At 68.4% G+C, this 16,532-nt stretch carries 18 protein-coding genes and 1 pseudogene; 11 read left to right on the top strand and 8 right to left on the bottom strand.

What is annotated here, in order from left to right; genetic code table 11:
• The first annotated feature begins 177 nt into the window (after nt 1-177).
• Nucleotides 178-498, top strand: a complete 321-nt coding sequence (locus ACIHAX_RS19870) for an ArsR/SmtB family transcription factor (RefSeq protein WP_397278943.1) — start codon at nt 178-180, stop codon at nt 496-498.
• Between the two features lie 30 nt (nt 499-528).
• On the opposite strand, the gene ACIHAX_RS19865 is transcribed toward ACIHAX_RS19870, so the two are convergent.
• Nucleotides 529-1,515 carry a glycosyltransferase family 9 protein gene (locus tag ACIHAX_RS19865; protein WP_356962128.1) on the bottom strand — a complete coding sequence of 329 codons (987 nt, stop codon included), beginning with the start codon at nt 1,513-1,515 and terminating at the stop codon, nt 529-531.
• 213 nt (nt 1,516-1,728) lie between these two features.
• Here ACIHAX_RS19865 and ACIHAX_RS19860 point away from each other — a divergent pair, with 213 nt between their 5' ends.
• Both ACIHAX_RS19860 and ACIHAX_RS19855 read left to right on the top strand, forming a co-directional pair.
• Nucleotides 1,729-2,319 carry an HdeD family acid-resistance protein gene (locus tag ACIHAX_RS19860; protein ID WP_355077672.1) on the top strand — a complete coding sequence of 197 codons (591 nt, stop codon included), beginning with the start codon at nt 1,729-1,731 and terminating at the stop codon, nt 2,317-2,319.
• A gap of 172 nt (nt 2,320-2,491) precedes the next feature.
• Complete coding sequence (locus ACIHAX_RS19855; RefSeq protein WP_355077673.1) at nt 2,492-2,797, top strand: hypothetical protein; 306 nt, start codon at nt 2,492-2,494, stop codon at nt 2,795-2,797.
• A 108-nt stretch (nt 2,798-2,905) separates the two neighbouring features.
• Here ACIHAX_RS19855 and ACIHAX_RS19850 read toward each other — a convergent pair whose 3' ends face one another.
• Nucleotides 2,906-4,741, bottom strand: a complete 1,836-nt coding sequence (locus ACIHAX_RS19850) for an ABC transporter ATP-binding protein (RefSeq protein WP_397278941.1) — start codon at nt 4,739-4,741, stop codon at nt 2,906-2,908.
• On the bottom strand, nt 4,738-6,582 hold the full coding sequence (locus ACIHAX_RS19845) for an ABC transporter ATP-binding protein (RefSeq protein ID WP_364428152.1): 1,845 nt from the start codon (nt 6,580-6,582) through the stop codon (nt 4,738-4,740). The genes ACIHAX_RS19850 and ACIHAX_RS19845 overlap by 4 nt, the downstream gene beginning before the upstream one ends.
• Nucleotides 6,583-7,615: 1,033 nt before the next feature.
• Between ACIHAX_RS19845 and ACIHAX_RS19840 the strand changes: the two genes are divergently transcribed.
• The 6 genes and pseudogenes from ACIHAX_RS19840 (at nt 7,616) to ACIHAX_RS19815 (ending at nt 11,145) form a co-directional block, all read left to right on the top strand.
• Nucleotides 7,616-8,101 carry a DUF4383 domain-containing protein gene (locus tag ACIHAX_RS19840; protein ID WP_397278938.1) on the top strand — a complete coding sequence of 162 codons (486 nt, stop codon included), beginning with the start codon at nt 7,616-7,618 and terminating at the stop codon, nt 8,099-8,101.
• A 338-nt stretch (nt 8,102-8,439) separates the two neighbouring features.
• Nucleotides 8,440-8,766 carry a hypothetical protein gene (locus ACIHAX_RS19835; protein ID WP_355080913.1) on the top strand — a complete coding sequence of 109 codons (327 nt, stop codon included), beginning with the start codon at nt 8,440-8,442 and terminating at the stop codon, nt 8,764-8,766.
• Nucleotides 8,767-8,791: 25 nt separating this feature from the next.
• Nucleotides 8,792-9,819 (top strand): annotated as a pseudogene (locus ACIHAX_RS19830) (adenylate/guanylate cyclase domain-containing protein).
• Nucleotides 9,820-9,857: 38 nt separating this feature from the next.
• Nucleotides 9,858-10,058: a hypothetical protein gene (locus ACIHAX_RS19825; RefSeq protein ID WP_364428142.1), complete on the top strand. Its 201-nt coding sequence runs from the start codon at nt 9,858-9,860 to the stop codon at nt 10,056-10,058.
• On the top strand, nt 10,046-10,225 hold the full coding sequence (locus ACIHAX_RS19820) for a hypothetical protein (RefSeq protein ID WP_364428139.1): 180 nt from the start codon (nt 10,046-10,048) through the stop codon (nt 10,223-10,225). The genes ACIHAX_RS19825 and ACIHAX_RS19820 overlap by 13 nt, the downstream gene beginning before the upstream one ends.
• A gap of 77 nt (nt 10,226-10,302) precedes the next feature.
• The gene (locus tag ACIHAX_RS19815; RefSeq protein WP_397278936.1) at nt 10,303-11,145 is read left to right on the top strand and encodes a patatin-like phospholipase family protein; all 843 of its coding nucleotides are present in this window, start codon (nt 10,303-10,305) and stop codon (nt 11,143-11,145) included.
• 92 nt (nt 11,146-11,237) lie between these two features.
• Here the strand turns inward: ACIHAX_RS19815 and ACIHAX_RS19810 are convergent, their stop codons facing one another.
• The 4 genes from ACIHAX_RS19810 to ACIHAX_RS19795 all read right to left on the bottom strand — a co-directional run bounded on the left by ACIHAX_RS19810 (nt 11,238) and on the right by ACIHAX_RS19795 (nt 12,528).
• Nucleotides 11,238-11,399 (bottom strand): hypothetical protein, encoded by a 162-nt coding sequence (locus ACIHAX_RS19810; protein ID WP_397278934.1) that lies wholly within the window; start codon nt 11,397-11,399, stop codon nt 11,238-11,240.
• A gap of 91 nt (nt 11,400-11,490) precedes the next feature.
• Nucleotides 11,491-11,970 carry a bacterioferritin gene (gene bfr, locus ACIHAX_RS19805; protein WP_039801806.1) on the bottom strand — a complete coding sequence of 160 codons (480 nt, stop codon included), beginning with the start codon at nt 11,968-11,970 and terminating at the stop codon, nt 11,491-11,493.
• Nucleotides 11,971-12,028: 58 nt separating this feature from the next.
• Nucleotides 12,029-12,220, bottom strand: a complete 192-nt coding sequence (locus ACIHAX_RS19800; RefSeq protein ID WP_355080904.1) for a (2Fe-2S)-binding protein — start codon at nt 12,218-12,220, stop codon at nt 12,029-12,031.
• A 137-nt stretch (nt 12,221-12,357) separates the two neighbouring features.
• Nucleotides 12,358-12,528 carry a hypothetical protein gene (locus tag ACIHAX_RS19795; RefSeq protein WP_397279111.1) on the bottom strand — a complete coding sequence of 57 codons (171 nt, stop codon included), beginning with the start codon at nt 12,526-12,528 and terminating at the stop codon, nt 12,358-12,360.
• Between ACIHAX_RS19795 and ACIHAX_RS19790 the strand changes: the two genes are divergently transcribed.
• Entirely contained in the window at nt 12,449-12,979 is a 531-nt protein-coding gene (locus ACIHAX_RS19790) for a TetR/AcrR family transcriptional regulator (protein WP_397278932.1), read from the top strand. The two genes, ACIHAX_RS19795 and ACIHAX_RS19790, sit on opposite strands and share 80 nt — an antisense overlap.
• Before the next feature lie 126 nt (nt 12,980-13,105).
• Here ACIHAX_RS19790 and ACIHAX_RS19785 read toward each other — a convergent pair whose 3' ends face one another.
• A complete protein-coding gene (locus ACIHAX_RS19785; RefSeq protein WP_397278930.1) occupies nt 13,106-14,569 on the bottom strand; it encodes a DUF6345 domain-containing protein in 1,464 nt (487 codons plus the stop codon).
• Between the two features lie 347 nt (nt 14,570-14,916).
• Between ACIHAX_RS19785 and ACIHAX_RS19780 the strand changes: the two genes are divergently transcribed.
• The gene (locus tag ACIHAX_RS19780; protein ID WP_397278928.1) at nt 14,917-16,512 is read left to right on the top strand and encodes a GMC oxidoreductase; all 1,596 of its coding nucleotides are present in this window, start codon (nt 14,917-14,919) and stop codon (nt 16,510-16,512) included.
• Nucleotides 16,513-16,532 lie beyond the last annotated feature (20 nt).

The following is a 16,532-nucleotide window of genomic DNA, read 5'->3' as shown; positions in this document are numbered from 1 at the left end:
AACGTACGGCAGCCGTCTCGGGTATCCGCAATCCTGTGGCAACCGTCACCGCCGGGCAAAAACCCAGCTCGCCGGTCACAGAAAGGTGACGAAAGGCGCCGGATTCCCATGCGAGCTGGGAAGACGATGCCGTGTCGATAGTTGACCGGAGAAAAGCTGGGTGCGCAGACTGTGTGAGTGGCGACTAATGGAGTTCGTGCCATCACGGCGCTGGCGGACCCGACCCGCCGCGCGATCTTCGAGGCCCTGCCGCAGGCCGCGCGCTCGGTCGGCGAACTCGCTCGAGAACTTCGAGTGACCAGCTCGGCGGTCTCACAGCATCTGCGTGTGCTGCGCGAGGCGCGGTTGGTGATGATGCGGCCGGACGGCAACCGCAGGCTGTATTCCCTCGACCCGCGCGGTCTCGCCGACGCCCGCGACTACCTCGAGCAGTTCTGGCCGAGTGCGATCGCCGCCTATTCCGCGGCCCTCGAAACCGCCGCGACGGCGAACGCTTGACCGCGGCGGTGCGACCGCACCGAACGCCTGTCATCCCACGCGTCGATACGCCGTCTTACGGCGGTCGGTACCCGTGCCGGGCCAATTGCGCTTGCTCAGCTGCTTGTCGACGGCGTTGATCACCTCGGTGACGCCGATCTGCAACAGACCGGGGTCGGGGGTGTCGGCGTCCGGATCGCCGACGTGGCCGGTCCACAGCACGGCGTGCCTGCCGAGCAGGTGCGCGGGCGGACCCGCCCACCGCGGCGGCGTCGGGCCGAACAACAGGACGGTGCGGGTGCCGAACGCCGTGGCCAGATGCGCCACGCCGGTGTCTCCGCAGATCACCAGGGCCGCCTCGGCGACGGTGGCGGCCAGATCGATGAGGTTCTGCTGCCCGGCGAGCACCCGGCCCACGGGCAGGCCTGCCCGCGCGGCGATGCCCAGCGCGAGTTGGCGTTCGTATTCGTCCCCGGTGAGAACCACCTCTCGCCCGAGGGCGAGCAGGTGCCGGACGACGGCGGCGAACCGGTCCGCCGGCCAGCGGCGGGCCGGTGCGCCCGCGCCGACGTGCACGACCACGCAGTCGCGGCGGCTGGTCGTCGACACCGGCGGAACCAGTCCGAGGTTGCGGCGATCCGCGCCGATGCCGTCGTACTCGAGCAGGTGACACCAGCGGTCCACCTGGTGCATGTCCGGTTCCCACTCCGGGCCGGACAACTCGGGGAACGCGGGATTGCGGAAGGTGAGTATGCGCTCGGCCCGGGTCTTGGACAGCGTGACGATACTTTCGGCGCTCGAGCCGTGCAGGTTGACCGCCAACTCGGGGGGAGGCGCGTCCCAGCGGAAGCCGCTCGGATCGGCGGTCGGCATCAAGGCGTCGACCGAGGCGATCAGGTCGACGATCGGTTTGAGTCGCAGCGGTGCCGCCAAAACGATGCGATCGTGCGGTTTGGCCCGGCGCAGCGCACGTAGAGCCGGGACCGCGGTGAGTAGATCACCCAGCCCACGCGCCTGCAACACGAGCAGAACCGCCACCCTCTTCTCCTAGCCACCCGAGTCTCACCGAACCCCGACCCACCCGTTCAGCCCAGGGGCGCCAAGGAAGAGTCACTAAGGCATAACTACCCGGACGTTCGAACAGCGAAACGTGAACACCGCGCAACGTTGTCGCGGCTACCGGAAAACCGCGGGGAATCCCACTCAGCAAATGTCCAGAGAACTCATGTGGAGCGGCTATAGCATCAGTGAATGACGACAAACAGCGTGGTAGAGGGTCCACTGCAGTCTCTTGCCCGCCGTGCGTGGCAAACCATCCTGCTGACCGGCGTTTTCGCGGTGATCCTCGGCATCCTGATCCTGGTCTGGCCCGACATCACTCTGGCGGCGGCGGGCATCGTCTTCGGCATCTACCTGGTGGTCACCGGCTTCCTGCAGCTGGTCGCCGCCTTCGGCGCACCGGCGAGCACCGGCCTGCGGGTGCTGGCGTTCATCATCGGCGTGCTGTCCATCGTGATCGGTGTGTTCTGCTTCCGCGACGAACTGGCCTCGTTGCTGCTGCTCGGGTTGTGGATCGGCATCGGCTGGCTGTTTCGCGGGATCGCGCTGCTGGTGGCCGGCATCTCCGAACCGGAGATGCCGGGACGCTGGTGGCAGGTCCTCTTCGGGGTCGTCACCGCGGCGGCCGGTGTCGTGCTGATCGTCTGGCCGGTGCGGTCGGTGGCCACGCTGGCCGTCCTGGCCGGAGTGTGGCTGATCATCGTCGGCCTCATGGAGATCATCGTGGCGTTCGGGGTGCGCCGGGAGGTCAAGGCCCTTCGCGCCGAGGGCGCTGTCGCCTGATCACGAGCCCGCTCGGCGGGGCGCCACCGGTGCCCGGCCGGGCGGTGCCGTGTTCGCGTGCGCCTGACCAGCGCGGTTCCGTCCTGCTGGAACTCGTGACAGAATCACAGGCGCATTTTCACCAGAAGTCGGCTTCGGGGTTGGTCGACATCGAAAAGAACTGGAGGCACGAATGATTCGTACTGCTGGGTTTGTCGGTGCGCTGGCCCTGGCGGGGGCCGCGGCCATGCTGTCGGCGGGGACGGCGCAGGCCGCGGTCGGCACGCTGGGGATCAACGGCGAACTGCACGCGGATCCGGTGGGCTGCCTGAACACCGACGGACTTTTCTACACCACGTTCCAGATCACCGTCGTCAACAGCACCGATCGTGCCGTCACGCTGTACTCCGGAAGGGACTGCACCGGTTCCGTGGTCGGCGAGCTGCCCGTGGAGAAGATCGGGTATCTGCCCAAGGGCGGCAGCGTCTCCGTCAGCTGAGCCGCTCGTCGCAATGGCGGCCGAGGCGTGGCGTCACCCATCGCACGAACTTCGTCGGTGTGGTGCGACCGCCTCGGCCGTTTCCGTGATCGCCTGCCGCGCCCCGGATCACCCGCCGACGTCGGTGGGAATCCGTCGTGAGGGCGACACGGTGTCGCGTGCCCACACCGCGTGGAGGCGCGCGTAGCGCCCGCCGCGTTCGAGCAGTTCGGTGTGGGTGCCGTCCTCGGTGATCCGGCCCTCGTGGAAGAGCAGCACCCGATCGGCGGTCTCGGCCGTGTGCATCCGATGCGCGATCGTGAGGGTGGTGCGGCCGCGGGTGAGGCGCGCCAGCGCGTGTTGCACCCGCACGTCGGTGCCCGCGTCGACGCCACTGGTGGCCTCGTCGAGGACGAGCAGATCTGGATCGACCAGTGCGGTCCTGGCCAAGGCCACGAGCTGGCGTTCACCCGCCGACAAGGCCTCGCCGCGCTGGCCGACCGGAGTCTCCAGTCCCTGCGGCAGAGTCCGCACCCAGTCCCGCAACCCGAGCCGGGCCAGTACGTCGAGCACGGCGTCGCGGGAATCGCCCGCGCGACCGAGCGCGATGTTCTCGCCGACGGTGCGATCGAAGAGGAAGGCGTCCTGCGGGACGATCGCGACCCGCCGGGTGAGTGCTTCGTCGGCGATCTCTGTGAGGTCGACACCCCACAGGGTGAGCGTGCCGCTGGTCGGCAGCAGCTGCCGGGTCACGAGTTTCGCGAAAGTGCTCTTGCCGGAGCCGGTCTCGCCGACGACGGCGACGTGCTCGCCGGGCGCGATACGCACGTCCAGGCCGCGTAACGCGGGCCGGTCGGGGGAGTAGTGGAAGCCGACGCCGCGCAGTTCCACGATGGCCGGGCCGGATGGCAGCGTTGTGCGCCGAGCCGCCGTGGATTCCTCGGGGATGTCCAGGATTTCGACCACGCGCCGCAGGCCGGCCTCGGCATTGCGGGCGTCGGCGAGGCTGCTGACGGCGAACTGCATGGGTCGGACGAAGAAGGTCACCAGGAACAGGAAGGCGACGATGTCGCCCGCGCTGAGCCCGAGCTCCGGTCCCAGCACGCCCATTCCGGCCGCGGTGCCCGCCACCACCACCGAGGTGGTGATGAGCCCGCTGGCGACCTCGCCGATGGAGACGTTGAATCCCATCGGCCACAGGGTGCGCCGCTGGGCGTCGAGAACGGCGTCGATCTGCGCGTCGGCGCGGGCGCGCATCCGTTCCTCGATGCCGTAACCGCGGATGGTGTCGATGCCGACGAGCACTTCCAGCAGGCCGCCGTAGAGTTCGCCGATGCTTCGGCGCACGGCATCGAAGCGGCGCGCCACCCACTGCTGCAACGTGTGGCCCGCGACCGGGACGCCGATGCCGATCAATAGCACGAGCAGCGCGAGCGGCCACGAGTAGACCAGCATCACCACGAGCGCCAGCAGCATCTGAGAGATGTTCTGCACCAGTGTGATTCCGCCGGACTGGGCGTACAGCGTGACCACGTCGACGTCGTTGGTGACGCGCGCGACGAGAGCGCCTGCGGAATCCGCGCGGGGATGGGCGGGGGAAAGGCGCAGGATGCGGGCGAAGGCGGCCACCCGCAGATCCAGCAGTGCCTGCTCGACGGTGCGGATGACCCGGTGGTTCATCAACGCGGAAGCGAGCATCGCCAGCAGTACCGCGAGTACTCCGGCGAACACGGCGCCGGTCACGACGCGTGCGCGGGTGGCCTGGTCGATCGCACCGAGCAGCGCGTGGTCGAGGGCGTATTGGATGGTGACGGGGATGACGATCCGGCCGGAGGCCGCGACGACGGCCAGTAGCAAGATCACCGCGAGAGTGCGGCGGGACAGCACGGTGTCGCGGCGCACCCGGCGCAGTAGACCGGTGGTTCGGTAGTCGGGTCCCGTCGGCTCGGTTGGACTCGTGTTCACCACGCCGGCTCCATGGTGTCGGTCTGATCGGACGCGTGGTATGCGCCGAGCAGCGCGCGATACGCCGGTTCGGTAGCGAGAAGGTCCTCGTGCCGTCCCTGCGCGACGATGCGTCCACCGGCGAGGAAAACCACGGTGTCGGCGAGACCGACCGTCGCGGCGCGATGCCCGACCAGCACCACCGTGGTGCGGCGGTCGTCGCCCGCGTACTCGGCGCGCAGCGCCTCCACCACGGTCCGCTCCACCAGGGGGTCCAGCGCGGAGGTGGCGTCGTCGAGCAGGAGCAGGCCGGGGCGGCGGAAGACGGCGCGCGCCAGCGCCAACCGCTGACGTTGACCACCGGAGAGTTGCACGGTTTCGCTGAGGTAGGTGTCCAGGCCGTCGGGGAGGCGGCCGACGAACCCCGCGGCGTCGGCGATGCGCAGCGCGCGCTCGATCTCTTCGTCCGAGGCCGCGGCGCCGAGGGTGATGTTGGCGCGAGCGGTGTCGGCGAACAAGAAGGCGTTCTGGGTGACCAGCGCGGTCCGGCGGCGCACCGCGTCCGGTGCGAGGCGCCGGGTGTCGACCCCGGTGAGCGCGACTGCGCCCCGGTCGGCCTCGAGCAGATGCGCCAGCAGCGCCAGCAGCGTGCTCTTGCCCGCGCCGGTCGCGCCGACCACCGCCAGTACGGCGCCGGGACGTACCCGTACGGTCAGGTCGCGCACCGCGCGGGTGTCGCCGGTGTAGCCGTAACCGGCTCCGGCGAGCTGCACGGCGACGCCGCGATCGTGCGCGCCGAGTGGGAGCTGCCCGTGCGCCGGGCGGTCGGCGGCGGTGAGTACGTGGTCGACTCGGGTCTGCCCCGCCACGCCCAGCGGTAGCACGCCGAGGAAGCGGGCGATGACGTTGAGCGGAATCGCGGTGGTGATGAGCAGGTAGATCACCTCCACCAGGGCGCCGACGCCGAGCAGCCCGGCGTCGACCCGTGCCACGCCGACGGCCAGGATGGCCAGCGCCGCCAGGGGCGGCATCAGCTCGATCGCGGGGTCGAAGACGGCGCTCGCGTTGCCCATGTGCCGGTTCGCCGCGCGGGAGGCGTCGGCGGCCGCCGCGAAACGATCGATCTCCCGATCGCCGATGCCGAGGGTGCGCACCACCTGCCGTCCGGCGATGGCCTCGTGCGCGAGCCCGCTGACCAGTGCTCGCTGCTGCTGAGCCGCCCGGGCCCGCGGTGCGAGCACCCGTTGGTAGAGCAGATTCGCGGCCAGCACCAGCGGGATGAGCACCAGCGCGATCAGAGCGAGCCAGAGGTCGGCGAGCGCGATGTCGACCATGACCAACAGCAGCATGGCGGTCATACCGACCGCGAAAGGGAAGTGCTGCATGGGATCCCAGGCCGTCTCCACGTCGGAGATCGCGCGGGAGACCAGTTGCCCGGCCGGCCTGCGGCGATGCCAGGCGATGCCCAGCCGCAGGTATTGCGCGACCACGGCTTTGCGGGTCTGGGCCTCGTTGCGGTATTGCACCGTGCCGGTCGCCACACCGCGCAGGATGATCGTCGCGATGCGCAGCAGCGAGACCGCCAGCACGAAGGCCGCACCGGTCGCGGCGGCGCCCGCCAGGAAACGGCCCTCGGCGAAGCTCGCGACCACCACGTGCTCCGTACTCCATCCGACGGCTCTCGCGGCGAGCACCATGCAGCACGCGTTCACCAGGCCGGAGCCGATCGCGACCGCGGCGGCGCCCGGTGCCCGCCCGCACCCGCGCAGCATGATCGCCAGCCCGCTGCGCAGGGTGCGGGGGTCCTGCCCGGCCTCGCTGTCGGCGGCCGCGGCGAGCAGTGCGCCTCTCCCGTAGCTCATGACTCCGGACACCGGAATGTCCGGGCTGATCCGTTCGCCACCACGCCTCCAACCGCCTGCCCGCCCTGGACAACCGTGCCTCGGATCGTGAATCGGCAGCAATGGACTCGATCAGCGTGATCGGAAATCGCGGGGACGACGATGCTTCCCGGCAAAAGTTCGGCGGTGGTGCGGACGATCTTGCCGCCGGTGCGATCCCGATCCGGGGAAGGCTACGACCGCACCTTCGTGCGAACAGAATGCGCCCGAGAGATTCCGAGTATGCCGCTGATGACGGAAGGTGCTAGAGCGAGCAATGCGGCCGCAAACGCGCCTCCGGCGACAGCGGCCGGCGCATCGTCGCTACCGCGCCCGTGCACTCATCCGGGTATCCCTCTTGCGGGCCGGACGTCGCGTTCACCGTGTGCGCGGCCACTCGCCCTGGTTCGGCACGGTGGACTCCGAGGTCACCGACACCGGAACCGGCGTAGCGGCGGCCGAGCGGCGACGCCCCCGCGGATCCCATGCCATCGCCGACGCCGCTCCTCCCAGCAGAACGACCACGATCATCGTCACAACACACCAGACCAACACGGTCCTTGCCTCCCTGGCATCACCATCCGGTTGACAGACTGCGTCGGCTTACCAAGGCGGACAGTTGTTTTCGAGTCGTCAACAGTATTCACCGACCGGATGGCGCGCGCGAGTCCGCGGCGCGGGGCCGATGCCTCCGCAATCGTGTCCGAAAGCCGCGACCGACCCCGCTGCGAACGGAATAACCAGCGCGAACGCCGATGCTTTCGCCGCCGTGGCTTTCGGTGCGCCGAACGGAGGAGATGCTAATCACGAAAGTGCCTCTGTCGCACGGTATGTGGGTGGCGTCTCAGCACGACCATGTCTCGCTCGTTCGTCGCGATGGGCGGTGCTCGGACTCTGCCGCTCGCTGCGGGGCGATGTCGTCCCGCCGGGCTGGGCTGTCGTTGTTTGCCTCGTTGTCGCCCGGGTAGCACGGTGTGGACGGAGGTCCACCCACACCGAAAGGGCTGGTTCGGCGATGTCCAATTCCACACCGGGCGCGACAACGGATCGGCGGTCTCCTCTTCAGGTCGCCGCCATGGCGGTGGGAGCCGCGTTCCTCCTGGTCGGGATCCTGGGGTTCATTCCGGGGATCACGACCGATTACGGCGAACTCGATTGGGCGGGACATCACTCGCAGGCCCAGTTGCTCGGTCTGTTCAGCGTGTCGGTGCTGCACAACGCGGTCCATCTGGCTTTCGGCCTCACCGGAGTGCTGGCCGCCCGCACGGCTCCGTCGGCGCGCGCGTTCCTCCTCGGCGGCGGTGCCCTCTATCTCGTGCTGTGGCTGTACGGACTCGTCGTGAACCCCGGCAGCGACGCGAACTTCGTGCCGCTCGATACGGCCGACAATTGGCTGCATTTCGTGCTCGGCGCGGGCATGATCGCCCTCGGTGCGGTCTTGGCGCGGCGGCCACTGACCCAGGCGCCCGGCGCGGGCAGGCAGACCGGAATTCTGGAATAGCCGACGCATCGGCCGCGTCGTCCATGGGAATGGACCGCCGGTTCGAAGGCTGTGTCCCGACACCACCCCGTGTCCGGTCTGTTACCGAAAAGTGTTGTGGTCCAACAGATCCCATTGCCAGGCGGCGCAACCGGCGCAGCTCGCCCTTCGGCGGTACGCTCGGTGCGGGCGATGCCGGAAAGCCGCTTTGTCGAACGCCTCACATGTTGACATCGACTGCTGTTGACAACATATGATGTCAATAACTTGCTCAGCCTGCAATTCGATGCGCCGACACCGCGCGAGCCGCAGGAGTGCAGGCGCTTCGACTACTTCGGCAACGCGGCAAGGGAGTACCGATGAGGGCCAAACCACCCGCACTGGGATATCTCCGCAAGGACGTCTCGGGTGTGTCCCAGGATTGGGACGAAGCGCAGATGCGGAGTCTGGCCAAACGCCTGGGTTACGAGTTGTGTAAGACGGTGACCTTCGGCGCCGGCACCGACGCGCCGGTGGATCGCCTCGTCGACGTCGTCCGCACCTTCGGCGTCGACGCCGTGATCGCACCGGGTCTGCACCACTTCGGCAATGCGGTGCCGGGCGAACTCGTCGAGGTTTGCGACCTGATCACCGTGACGCCCCAGCAGACGTACTCCCGTTCGGCGCTGTCGCGAATCTGGGCATGAATCATCGGGCGCCGGTCGCCGCCGCATGTGCTGTACTGGCGGGGTGATCGAATCCGGTGCGGTGACCGACGTGGTCGACGCTGTGGTCGAGCAGTCGTTGCTCGGCGGCCCACGACGGTACACGCGCGCCCAGGTGGCCGAGCTTTCCGGAGTGTCTGTCGAACGTGCCAAGAAGCTGTGGGTGGCGCTCGGCTTCCCCGCCACGGCGAGTGACGACGACGTGGTGTTCACCGATGCCGACATCGCCGCGGTGCGCCACTTCACCGCGATGGACCCGGTCGCGGGGGCGAGCGAGCAGAGTCAGATCGCCGCCGCCCGCAGTGTCGGTCAGGCGATGGCGCGACTGGCCGAGTGGCAGGCGGATCTGATCGCCCGTGAGATCGGCAGCCGCATCGCCGCCGAAGGCGGGCAGTCGATGTCCGAATCGAACCGCCAGGCCACTGCCCGGACCATCGCGGTGCTCACCGATCTGCAGCAGTACGCGTGGCAACGACATCTCGCCGCGGCGCTGAGCCGCTCACTCGATCCGATGGCGCCACACGCCAACTGCTCGTCGGCTTCGCCGATATGGTCGGCTACACCCGGCTTTCCCGTCACCTCGACCTCGACGAGTTGACGGATCTGCTGGAGACATTCGAGACCACCACCACCGAAGCGGTCACCGCCCACGGCGGCTGGGTGATCAAGAACGTGGGCGACGAGGTGATGTTCGCCGCCGAGAATGCCCGCGACGGTGCGCGAATCGCCCTGGCGATGCACGCGGCGGTCGCCCGAGCGGCGCAAACCGTTCCGGAAATGCCCCAGATCCGGGTGGGCCTGGCGTACGGGCCCGTCCTCACCCGCTTCGGCGACCTCTACGGCACGGTGGTCAACGTCGCCGCTCGGCTCACCGGCGTGGCCCGCCCTGGGACCGTCCTCCTCGACGACGGCGCCGCCGCGGCTCTGGATGACGACGACCAATTCCTCTTGCGCCATCTGCGCAGCGTGCGGGTCAAGGGATTCTCACGATTGCGTTCCCACGTGTTGCGAGAGCGCCAGCGGAAACAAAGCTGACCGGCTACCGCCCCGTGGCGAGATGATGTGGAGCTTCGATGAAAAGCACTGTCGCCGCACTCGCGCGGCTCGGGGTCGCCGGGATTCCGGTGCCGGCCTTCGTGGCGGTCGCCGGTTCGGGCCCGGCTCAGGCGACGCCGCGGGATTGCGTCGTCGAGCGGGATCTGTTCAGCGCTTCGGCGGTCTGCCAACCCGACGAGCTCGAGGGAGCCGAATACATCTTGCCGTGGAATGCGTAGGCATCTACAGCTCGGGGCCGTTCCCGCTGTACGCGGTCGGTTCCTACGTCCAGCTCAGTTATCCCTTCACGCCGAACGGGCAGCGTACGACGACAGGGTGCATGAACTGGGGTCCCGGTCTCGTCGGGGTGGTCGGCAACGCCGTCGTGGAGATCTATCACCGTTGAGGGATCGCGGGGCCCGGTCGACGAGTCGGCCGAATGAGCAAGCGGTCGGCCGGGGCCGGTGTGGATAGGCTGGCGTCATGTCGGACACGGTGTCATCCAAGGTTTTCTCGGTCGCGCTGGTGCTGGGCGGGGGTGGTCCGGTCGGTCTGACGTGGTTGGCGGGACTGGCTTCAGGGCTGCGGGACAACGGTATCGACTTGACGCTGGCCGACCGATTCGTGGGGACCTCCGCCGGGGCGGTGGTCGGTGCGGTTCTGGCCGACGGTGGCGATCCGGCGCGCTTGTTGCGGCCGCCCTCCACGTCGGCGGCGCCGGTGCGGGCGGATCCGGCGCGAATTGCGGAGATATTCGGCGTGCTGCGCGCACCCGGTCAGGATCCGGCCCAGGCACGCCGCCGGGCGGGGGAGCTGGCGCTGGCCGCGCAGGCCGGTGATCCGGACGAGCACATCGCGCGCATCGGCGGACTGGCCGGTGTGGCGCGGTGGCCGGCGCGCGATCTCGTCGTGACCGCGATCGACATCACCACCGGTGAATTGCGGGCATGGACCAAGGACGGCGCCGCGTCGTTGCCCGAAGCGCTGGCGTCCAGCACGGCGGTGCCCGGTGTCTTCCCGCCGGTCCCGATCGACGGCCGCCACTACTTCGACGGCGGGTTGCGCTCGCCGGTCAACGCGGACCTGGCCGCGGGCGCGGATGTCGTGGTGATCCTCGAACCCTTGGCGCACATGTTCCCGCGCATCCCCAGCGATCGCGAGTTGGGCTCGGCGACAGAGGTTTCCATTGTCCCCGACGAGGAAGGCGTCGCCGCGTTCGGAATCGACGTGTTCGACTCGGCGGCGCTTGCTCCCGCGTATGCGGCGGGCGTGCGCCAGTCTGCCGATGCCGCGCTGCTGCTGAAGGACGTCTGGCCCGAAGGCTGACCGAGCCGTGGCGAGCGCCGGCCGATCGGGCGGGCGTGTCCCGTCGCTACCCGCCCGGCGCCCCTGTGGGCGTCGTCGGCCTCATCCCCTCACTACGTCCCGGTCTCGTCCGGCGCGTACCCGAGGATGCCCTTGATCTCCAGGTGGTCGTGGAAACCGAATTCACCCCATTCCCGATCGTTTCCGCTCTTGGGATAGCCGCCGAAGGGCGCATGGAAGTCGAAGGCGTCGTCGATGGTTCGCCCGCGGAGCACCGGAGGCGGCTGGCCCGGCGATACGCCTCGGCGTGACGAGCGCCGGAGCGTAACGCCGGTCGGCCGCTCCGAGGCGCACCGCGAGGGCAGATCAGTCGTCCGGAGTCTCGGTGAAGCGCTGGAGGTACAGCGGCTCGCCGAGTTTCTCCACCAGATCGAGTTCGGTTTCCAGGTAGTCGACGTGCTGTTCTTCGTCTTCCAGGATCTGCTCGAAGATACGAGCGGAGGTGACGTCGCCGCGTGAACGCATCAACTCGATGCCACGGCGCAGCCGTTCGACCGCCTCCATCTCGATCTGCAGATCGGCCCGCAGCTGCTCGGGCACGCTCTGCCCGATGCGCAGCGGGTTGAGCTTCTGGTAGTTCGGCAGGCCCTCCAGGAAGAGGATCCGGTCGGTGAGGATCTCGGCATGTTTCATCTCATCGATGGACTCGTGCCGGGTGTGCCGGGCCAGCTTGGTAAAGCCCCAGTTCTCCTGCATCTTGGCGTGCAGGAAGTACTGGTTGATCGCCGTGAGTTCGGCCGTCAGCTGCTCGTTGAGCAGCGCAACGATGTCCTTGTCGCCGTCCATAGCAGCGATCGTGGCACAAAATGCGCGCAGCTGCGGACAGACCGCCTGGTGTGTCGGCTCAGGCGGCCGAGGGTTGCGCTCCGGTGGATGCCCGCGCGCGGCCGATCACCTCGGCCAACCGCGCCGTGCAGCTGCCGCAACCGGGCTTCCATCCGCAGGCGTTCTTCACCTGGCGGATGCTGTCGGCGCCCGCCGAAACGCAGGTGTGCACGTCACCTTCGGACACCGCGTTACAGATGCAGACATACATGAAGCCTCACAACCAGGTCACTTTATCGCTGAGGTTAGCCTCGACTAACGAGGTAAGCCTCCCCTAATGTATAGCAGCTCGGAGCAGCGGTGTGAAGTCCGGTGCCGACGCGAGTCGCGGCGCATCGGATAGGGGCGCTAGCCGGCCAGCCGCTTCGCGGCCAGCTGCCGCAACTCGCTGGACTGGAGCGCCCGGCGGACGTTGGTCAAACGCGGCGCCGAGTACGCGATGGTGCGCACATTGGTGGACGCCGCGCTGACGGTGATCAGCGCGGCCGGTACCACCGGACGTCCACGGGTAACGGACATCGTGGCCACCGCCGGGCTGTCCAACGACGCGTTCTATCGGCACTTCCCGTCCAAGGACGCGCTGGGGGCCGCCCTGCTGGAGGGCGGAGCGGAGCGGTTGACCGGCTGTGTGGCCCACCCGATGGCCAAGGAAGCCGACCCGCGTGCGCGCTTCCGGCGCTGGTCGCGGCGATCCTGGCGCAGACCGAAGAGCGGACCGCGGCCGCGACACTGGCCGTGCTCTGGAACGCCGTTGGGCCGGGTCTGGGGGTTGACGGCCGGACCTGATGTGGTGGACACCGCGCCTGCCGGGCTACTGCGCGACACGCTCGCGGAATTGGTAAGCGCCGCATCGGATTCCGACGCGGCGCTTACGCGACCACCGGCACGCTCGCCGAGCGGTTGCGCCGACGCGGCGAGCCCGCTCCCGGCGACGTCGAGCGCATCACGGCCTTATGCCTGCGCGCTCTGACTCCGCCGGGTCCGGAATGAATCCGCGCCTGTCGACGTAGGTGCGGGTGGGCGCGGTTCGTTCTGGTCGACAAACCATCCAGGACTGAGACCCGGAATGCGCGGGAGAGAGGGCGCCGGGCCCGGCTCAGACGGTGATCTCGACGACGTCGCGGATCCGGAAGCGGTCACTGGAGGTGATCTCGACCGCCTGCCGGGCGACAACGATCGCGGCGTCGCGATCGAAGCGGTAGCCGACCTCGAGCGAATCGGGCACGACGCTCGAGCGCGCTCCGTCGCGCAGGCATTCGGCCCGCGCGCTGGTCGCCGCGTCCAGAGCCGCCATGGCGTCGAAATCGTCGCCCGATGGCGGGCGGGTCTCGTCGGCGCCCGCGATCGGGACTGTCGTGTCCGATATCGAGCAGAGCCGACCCGCCGGGTCGAGCGTCACGCTCAGTTGACCATCGCCGCCTGCCACCGCGGCGACGCCGTCGTAGACCTGGCGGTAGTGCAGGGTGTACTCGGCCACCGATGCCGCTACCTCGTCGCCGTCGCGGCTGCCACCGCCGTGGAAGGTGGCCGACATGCCGGCCAACGCCAGGTCGTGGCCGAGGTCGAGCTGCCGGATCGCGCGATCGGCGATATCCCGAACCTCCTGTGGTGCGATGCTGTCGGCAGTGCGGTCCGGCTCGGCGTAGAACACGTGGTACGCGCCGTCCGGATGCATGACCAGTCGCGGTTCGAATTCGACCGGGGCAGAATATTCCTCGGCTGTGGGTGACGCAGGCTCGGCGAGCACGGCCCGCAGACCGAACCGTTCGGCGAGTTCGGCGGCGGTATCCGCGTCGGCGCGACGGCGCGACAAGCGCAGCGCCCGCGGCCGGCGAGGAACGTGAAGGCCGAGGTCGACCTCGATGGGGACTTGGCCAGCCCATCGCCACCAGTACCAATTGTCCGACACCGGCTCGCCGAAGAAGAGACGCTCGTTCCACAGCCGGTCCTGTGCCTCCCGGTCGGTGGCGCCACATGCCGCCGAGGACACCCGGTGATCGTTGTGGAAGATCGACAGCGCCGCGTCCTGCCAGGCCTGGCTGAACGACTTGCCGGTGTTCCACTCCTTGAAGAACCGCGTTCCCTGCTGATCGGTGTCGAAGGTGAGGCTGTCGAACCCGAACAGCATCCGTGCGCCCAGGTTCGGCGTATGCCAGGTGCGAAATGGGCTGTGCCCGTCGTGCATTCGCAACGACTCGCATCCGTGGAGGAACAAGTAGCGCAACCGCTGGTCACCGAAACTCATTCGATCCGACCACGCGTAGATGGTGTCGTCCCAGGTCCGGCCCATCGCGGTGAGGAACACGCCGTCGTCCATGGTCGTGCTGTGCGCGTAGTGATAGAAGACCTTCACCGAGTCCATGCCGAGGCGATCCTGCCAGTTGTCGTACTCCTTGTCGTAACGCCATTCCCGGACGTCGTCGTCCTTGGCGTGGAAATTGATCGTGTTGAACTTCGCGACGTAGTCGAGGAAGCCGTTGACGCAGGCGTGCGGGTGACTCAGTGGGGCGTCCTGGGGGTAGACCTGAACCGACGCGCCGGCGTAGATGTTGTCTGACATGGCTGAATGGTCGCGGGCATCGGCCATCGGAGCACGGGTAGCCGACTACTCGATTCGCGCGGGTCATCGGCCGTTTTCGACCTGGTTGAACGGAACGTCGCGATTACACCGAGTTCTCCGCGTACGTCGAGGACCGCAGGAGGAACCCAATATCCAGTGGTGCCTGCGCGAGGACCGCAGCCGCATCCGGAACTTCATCGAGCACCCGACCACCTCCGAAGCGATTGTGACCTCTGCTACAGATCATGCCACTACCGGACATGCATGTCCGGTTACATTACTGTCCCGTAGCGGCCATGGTGGGCCGCGCGAGATCCGAGCTCGCGTCTGATCTTCGAGGGTGTGTGATGTCAGCAATTTCGCGCCGGTCACTGTTGACCGGAGCAGCCGCGGCGGGCGGTCTCGTGGTCGCCTCCCGCTACGCGAACACGACGAGTCCGATCGCCGCGCGGGTGAACAGCGTTCCGCTCACCCGCGAGGAGCATCGGGTGGTCGTCATCGGATCGGGGTTCGGCGGTGGCGTCACCGCCCTGCGCCTGGCCGAGGCCGGAGTTCGGGTCCTGGTGCTCGAACGTGGTCTGCGCTGGCGGACGGGCCCGAACGCGGAGACCTTCCCGCGCGCTTCGGCGCTGGACAAGCGGGTGCTCTGGTACAAGTCCAGCCCCGTATTGTTCGGCAAGCCGATGGTCTTCGAGCCGTACACCGGACTCGTCGAGGCGGTGCCGGGTACCAACATGACCGCGCTGTGCGCGGCGGGTGTGGGCGGGGGATCGCTGGTCTATCAAGGGATGTCCCTGCAACCGACGCGGGAGGTGTTCGATACCCACTTCCCCGAGGCCTTGGACTGGCCGACGATGAATAGGGTGCACTACCCGCGGGTGGCAGGCATGCTCGGCTTGGCCGTCGCCCCGGACGAGTTGATCGCCAGTCCCAACTACGCGGCCGCGCGGGTCTTCGCCGACCGTGTGCGCCGCGCCGGGCTTCCGCTGTCGAAGATCCCGATGCCCATCGACTGGAACTTCGCCCTGGCCGAACTGCGGGGCGAGATGAAGCCCTCCTACACCAACGGCGACGGCGCCATGGGGGTGAACAACGGCGGCAAGCATTCGGTCGACGTCACCTACATCGCCGCCGCCGAGGCGACCGGCCTGGTGACGGTCGAGCCGCTGCACCAGGTCACCGATGTCGAGCGTGCCGCCGACGGCAAGTGGATCGTCCACGTCGAGCGCCTGGACACCAGCGGCGCGGTGCTGGAGAACAAGATCATCACCGCTGGTGCGCTGGTGCTGGCGGCCGGAAGCCTCAACACCACAAGACTGCTGGTGCGCGCCTCGGCGAAAGGCCTGATTCCCGATATGCCCGACGGACTCGGCCAAGGCTGGGGCACCAACGCCGACCGCATCTACCTGTGGACCGATCCGACCGCGAGTTTCGGTGCGGAGCAGGGTGGTCCAGTGGTCTACGGCAGCAAGAACTGGTCCGACCCGCACTCCGCTCACACGCTGATCCAGGCGTCCATCCCGCCCATGGGCGCCGATGCCAACAGCACCATGATGGTCGGGTACGGCATCAGCGACGGTCGTGGGCACTTCGTCTACGACGCGGCCCGCGACGACGCGATTCTGCAGTGGCCGCAGGACGGTGACAGCTACATCCAGGACAACCACATCGGTCCCGCGGCCCACCGGATCGCCGGTCCGGCGGGCATTCTCACCGACACCAACCTCCTGTTCCCGTCGACCTGGCACCCCTTGGGTGGTGCGAGTATGGGAGCCGTCTGTGATCTGGAGGGCCGGGTGCACGGCCAGCGGGGCCTGTACGTGCTCGACGGTGCTCTCATGCCCGGGAACACCGCGGCGTGCAACCCGTCGATGACGATTGCCGCTGTTGCCGAGCGCGCTTTGGACACCTTGGTGGCCGATGACGTCGGCACGGTCATCTGACCGTTGCCGCCGGGCCCAGG

Origin of the sequence: Nocardia sp. NPDC051929, assembly GCF_044548645.1 — a bacterium.
Classification (GTDB): Bacteria; Actinomycetota; Actinomycetes; order Mycobacteriales; family Mycobacteriaceae; genus Nocardia; species Nocardia sichangensis.
This window is presented reverse-complemented; position numbering and strand designations above follow the sequence as displayed.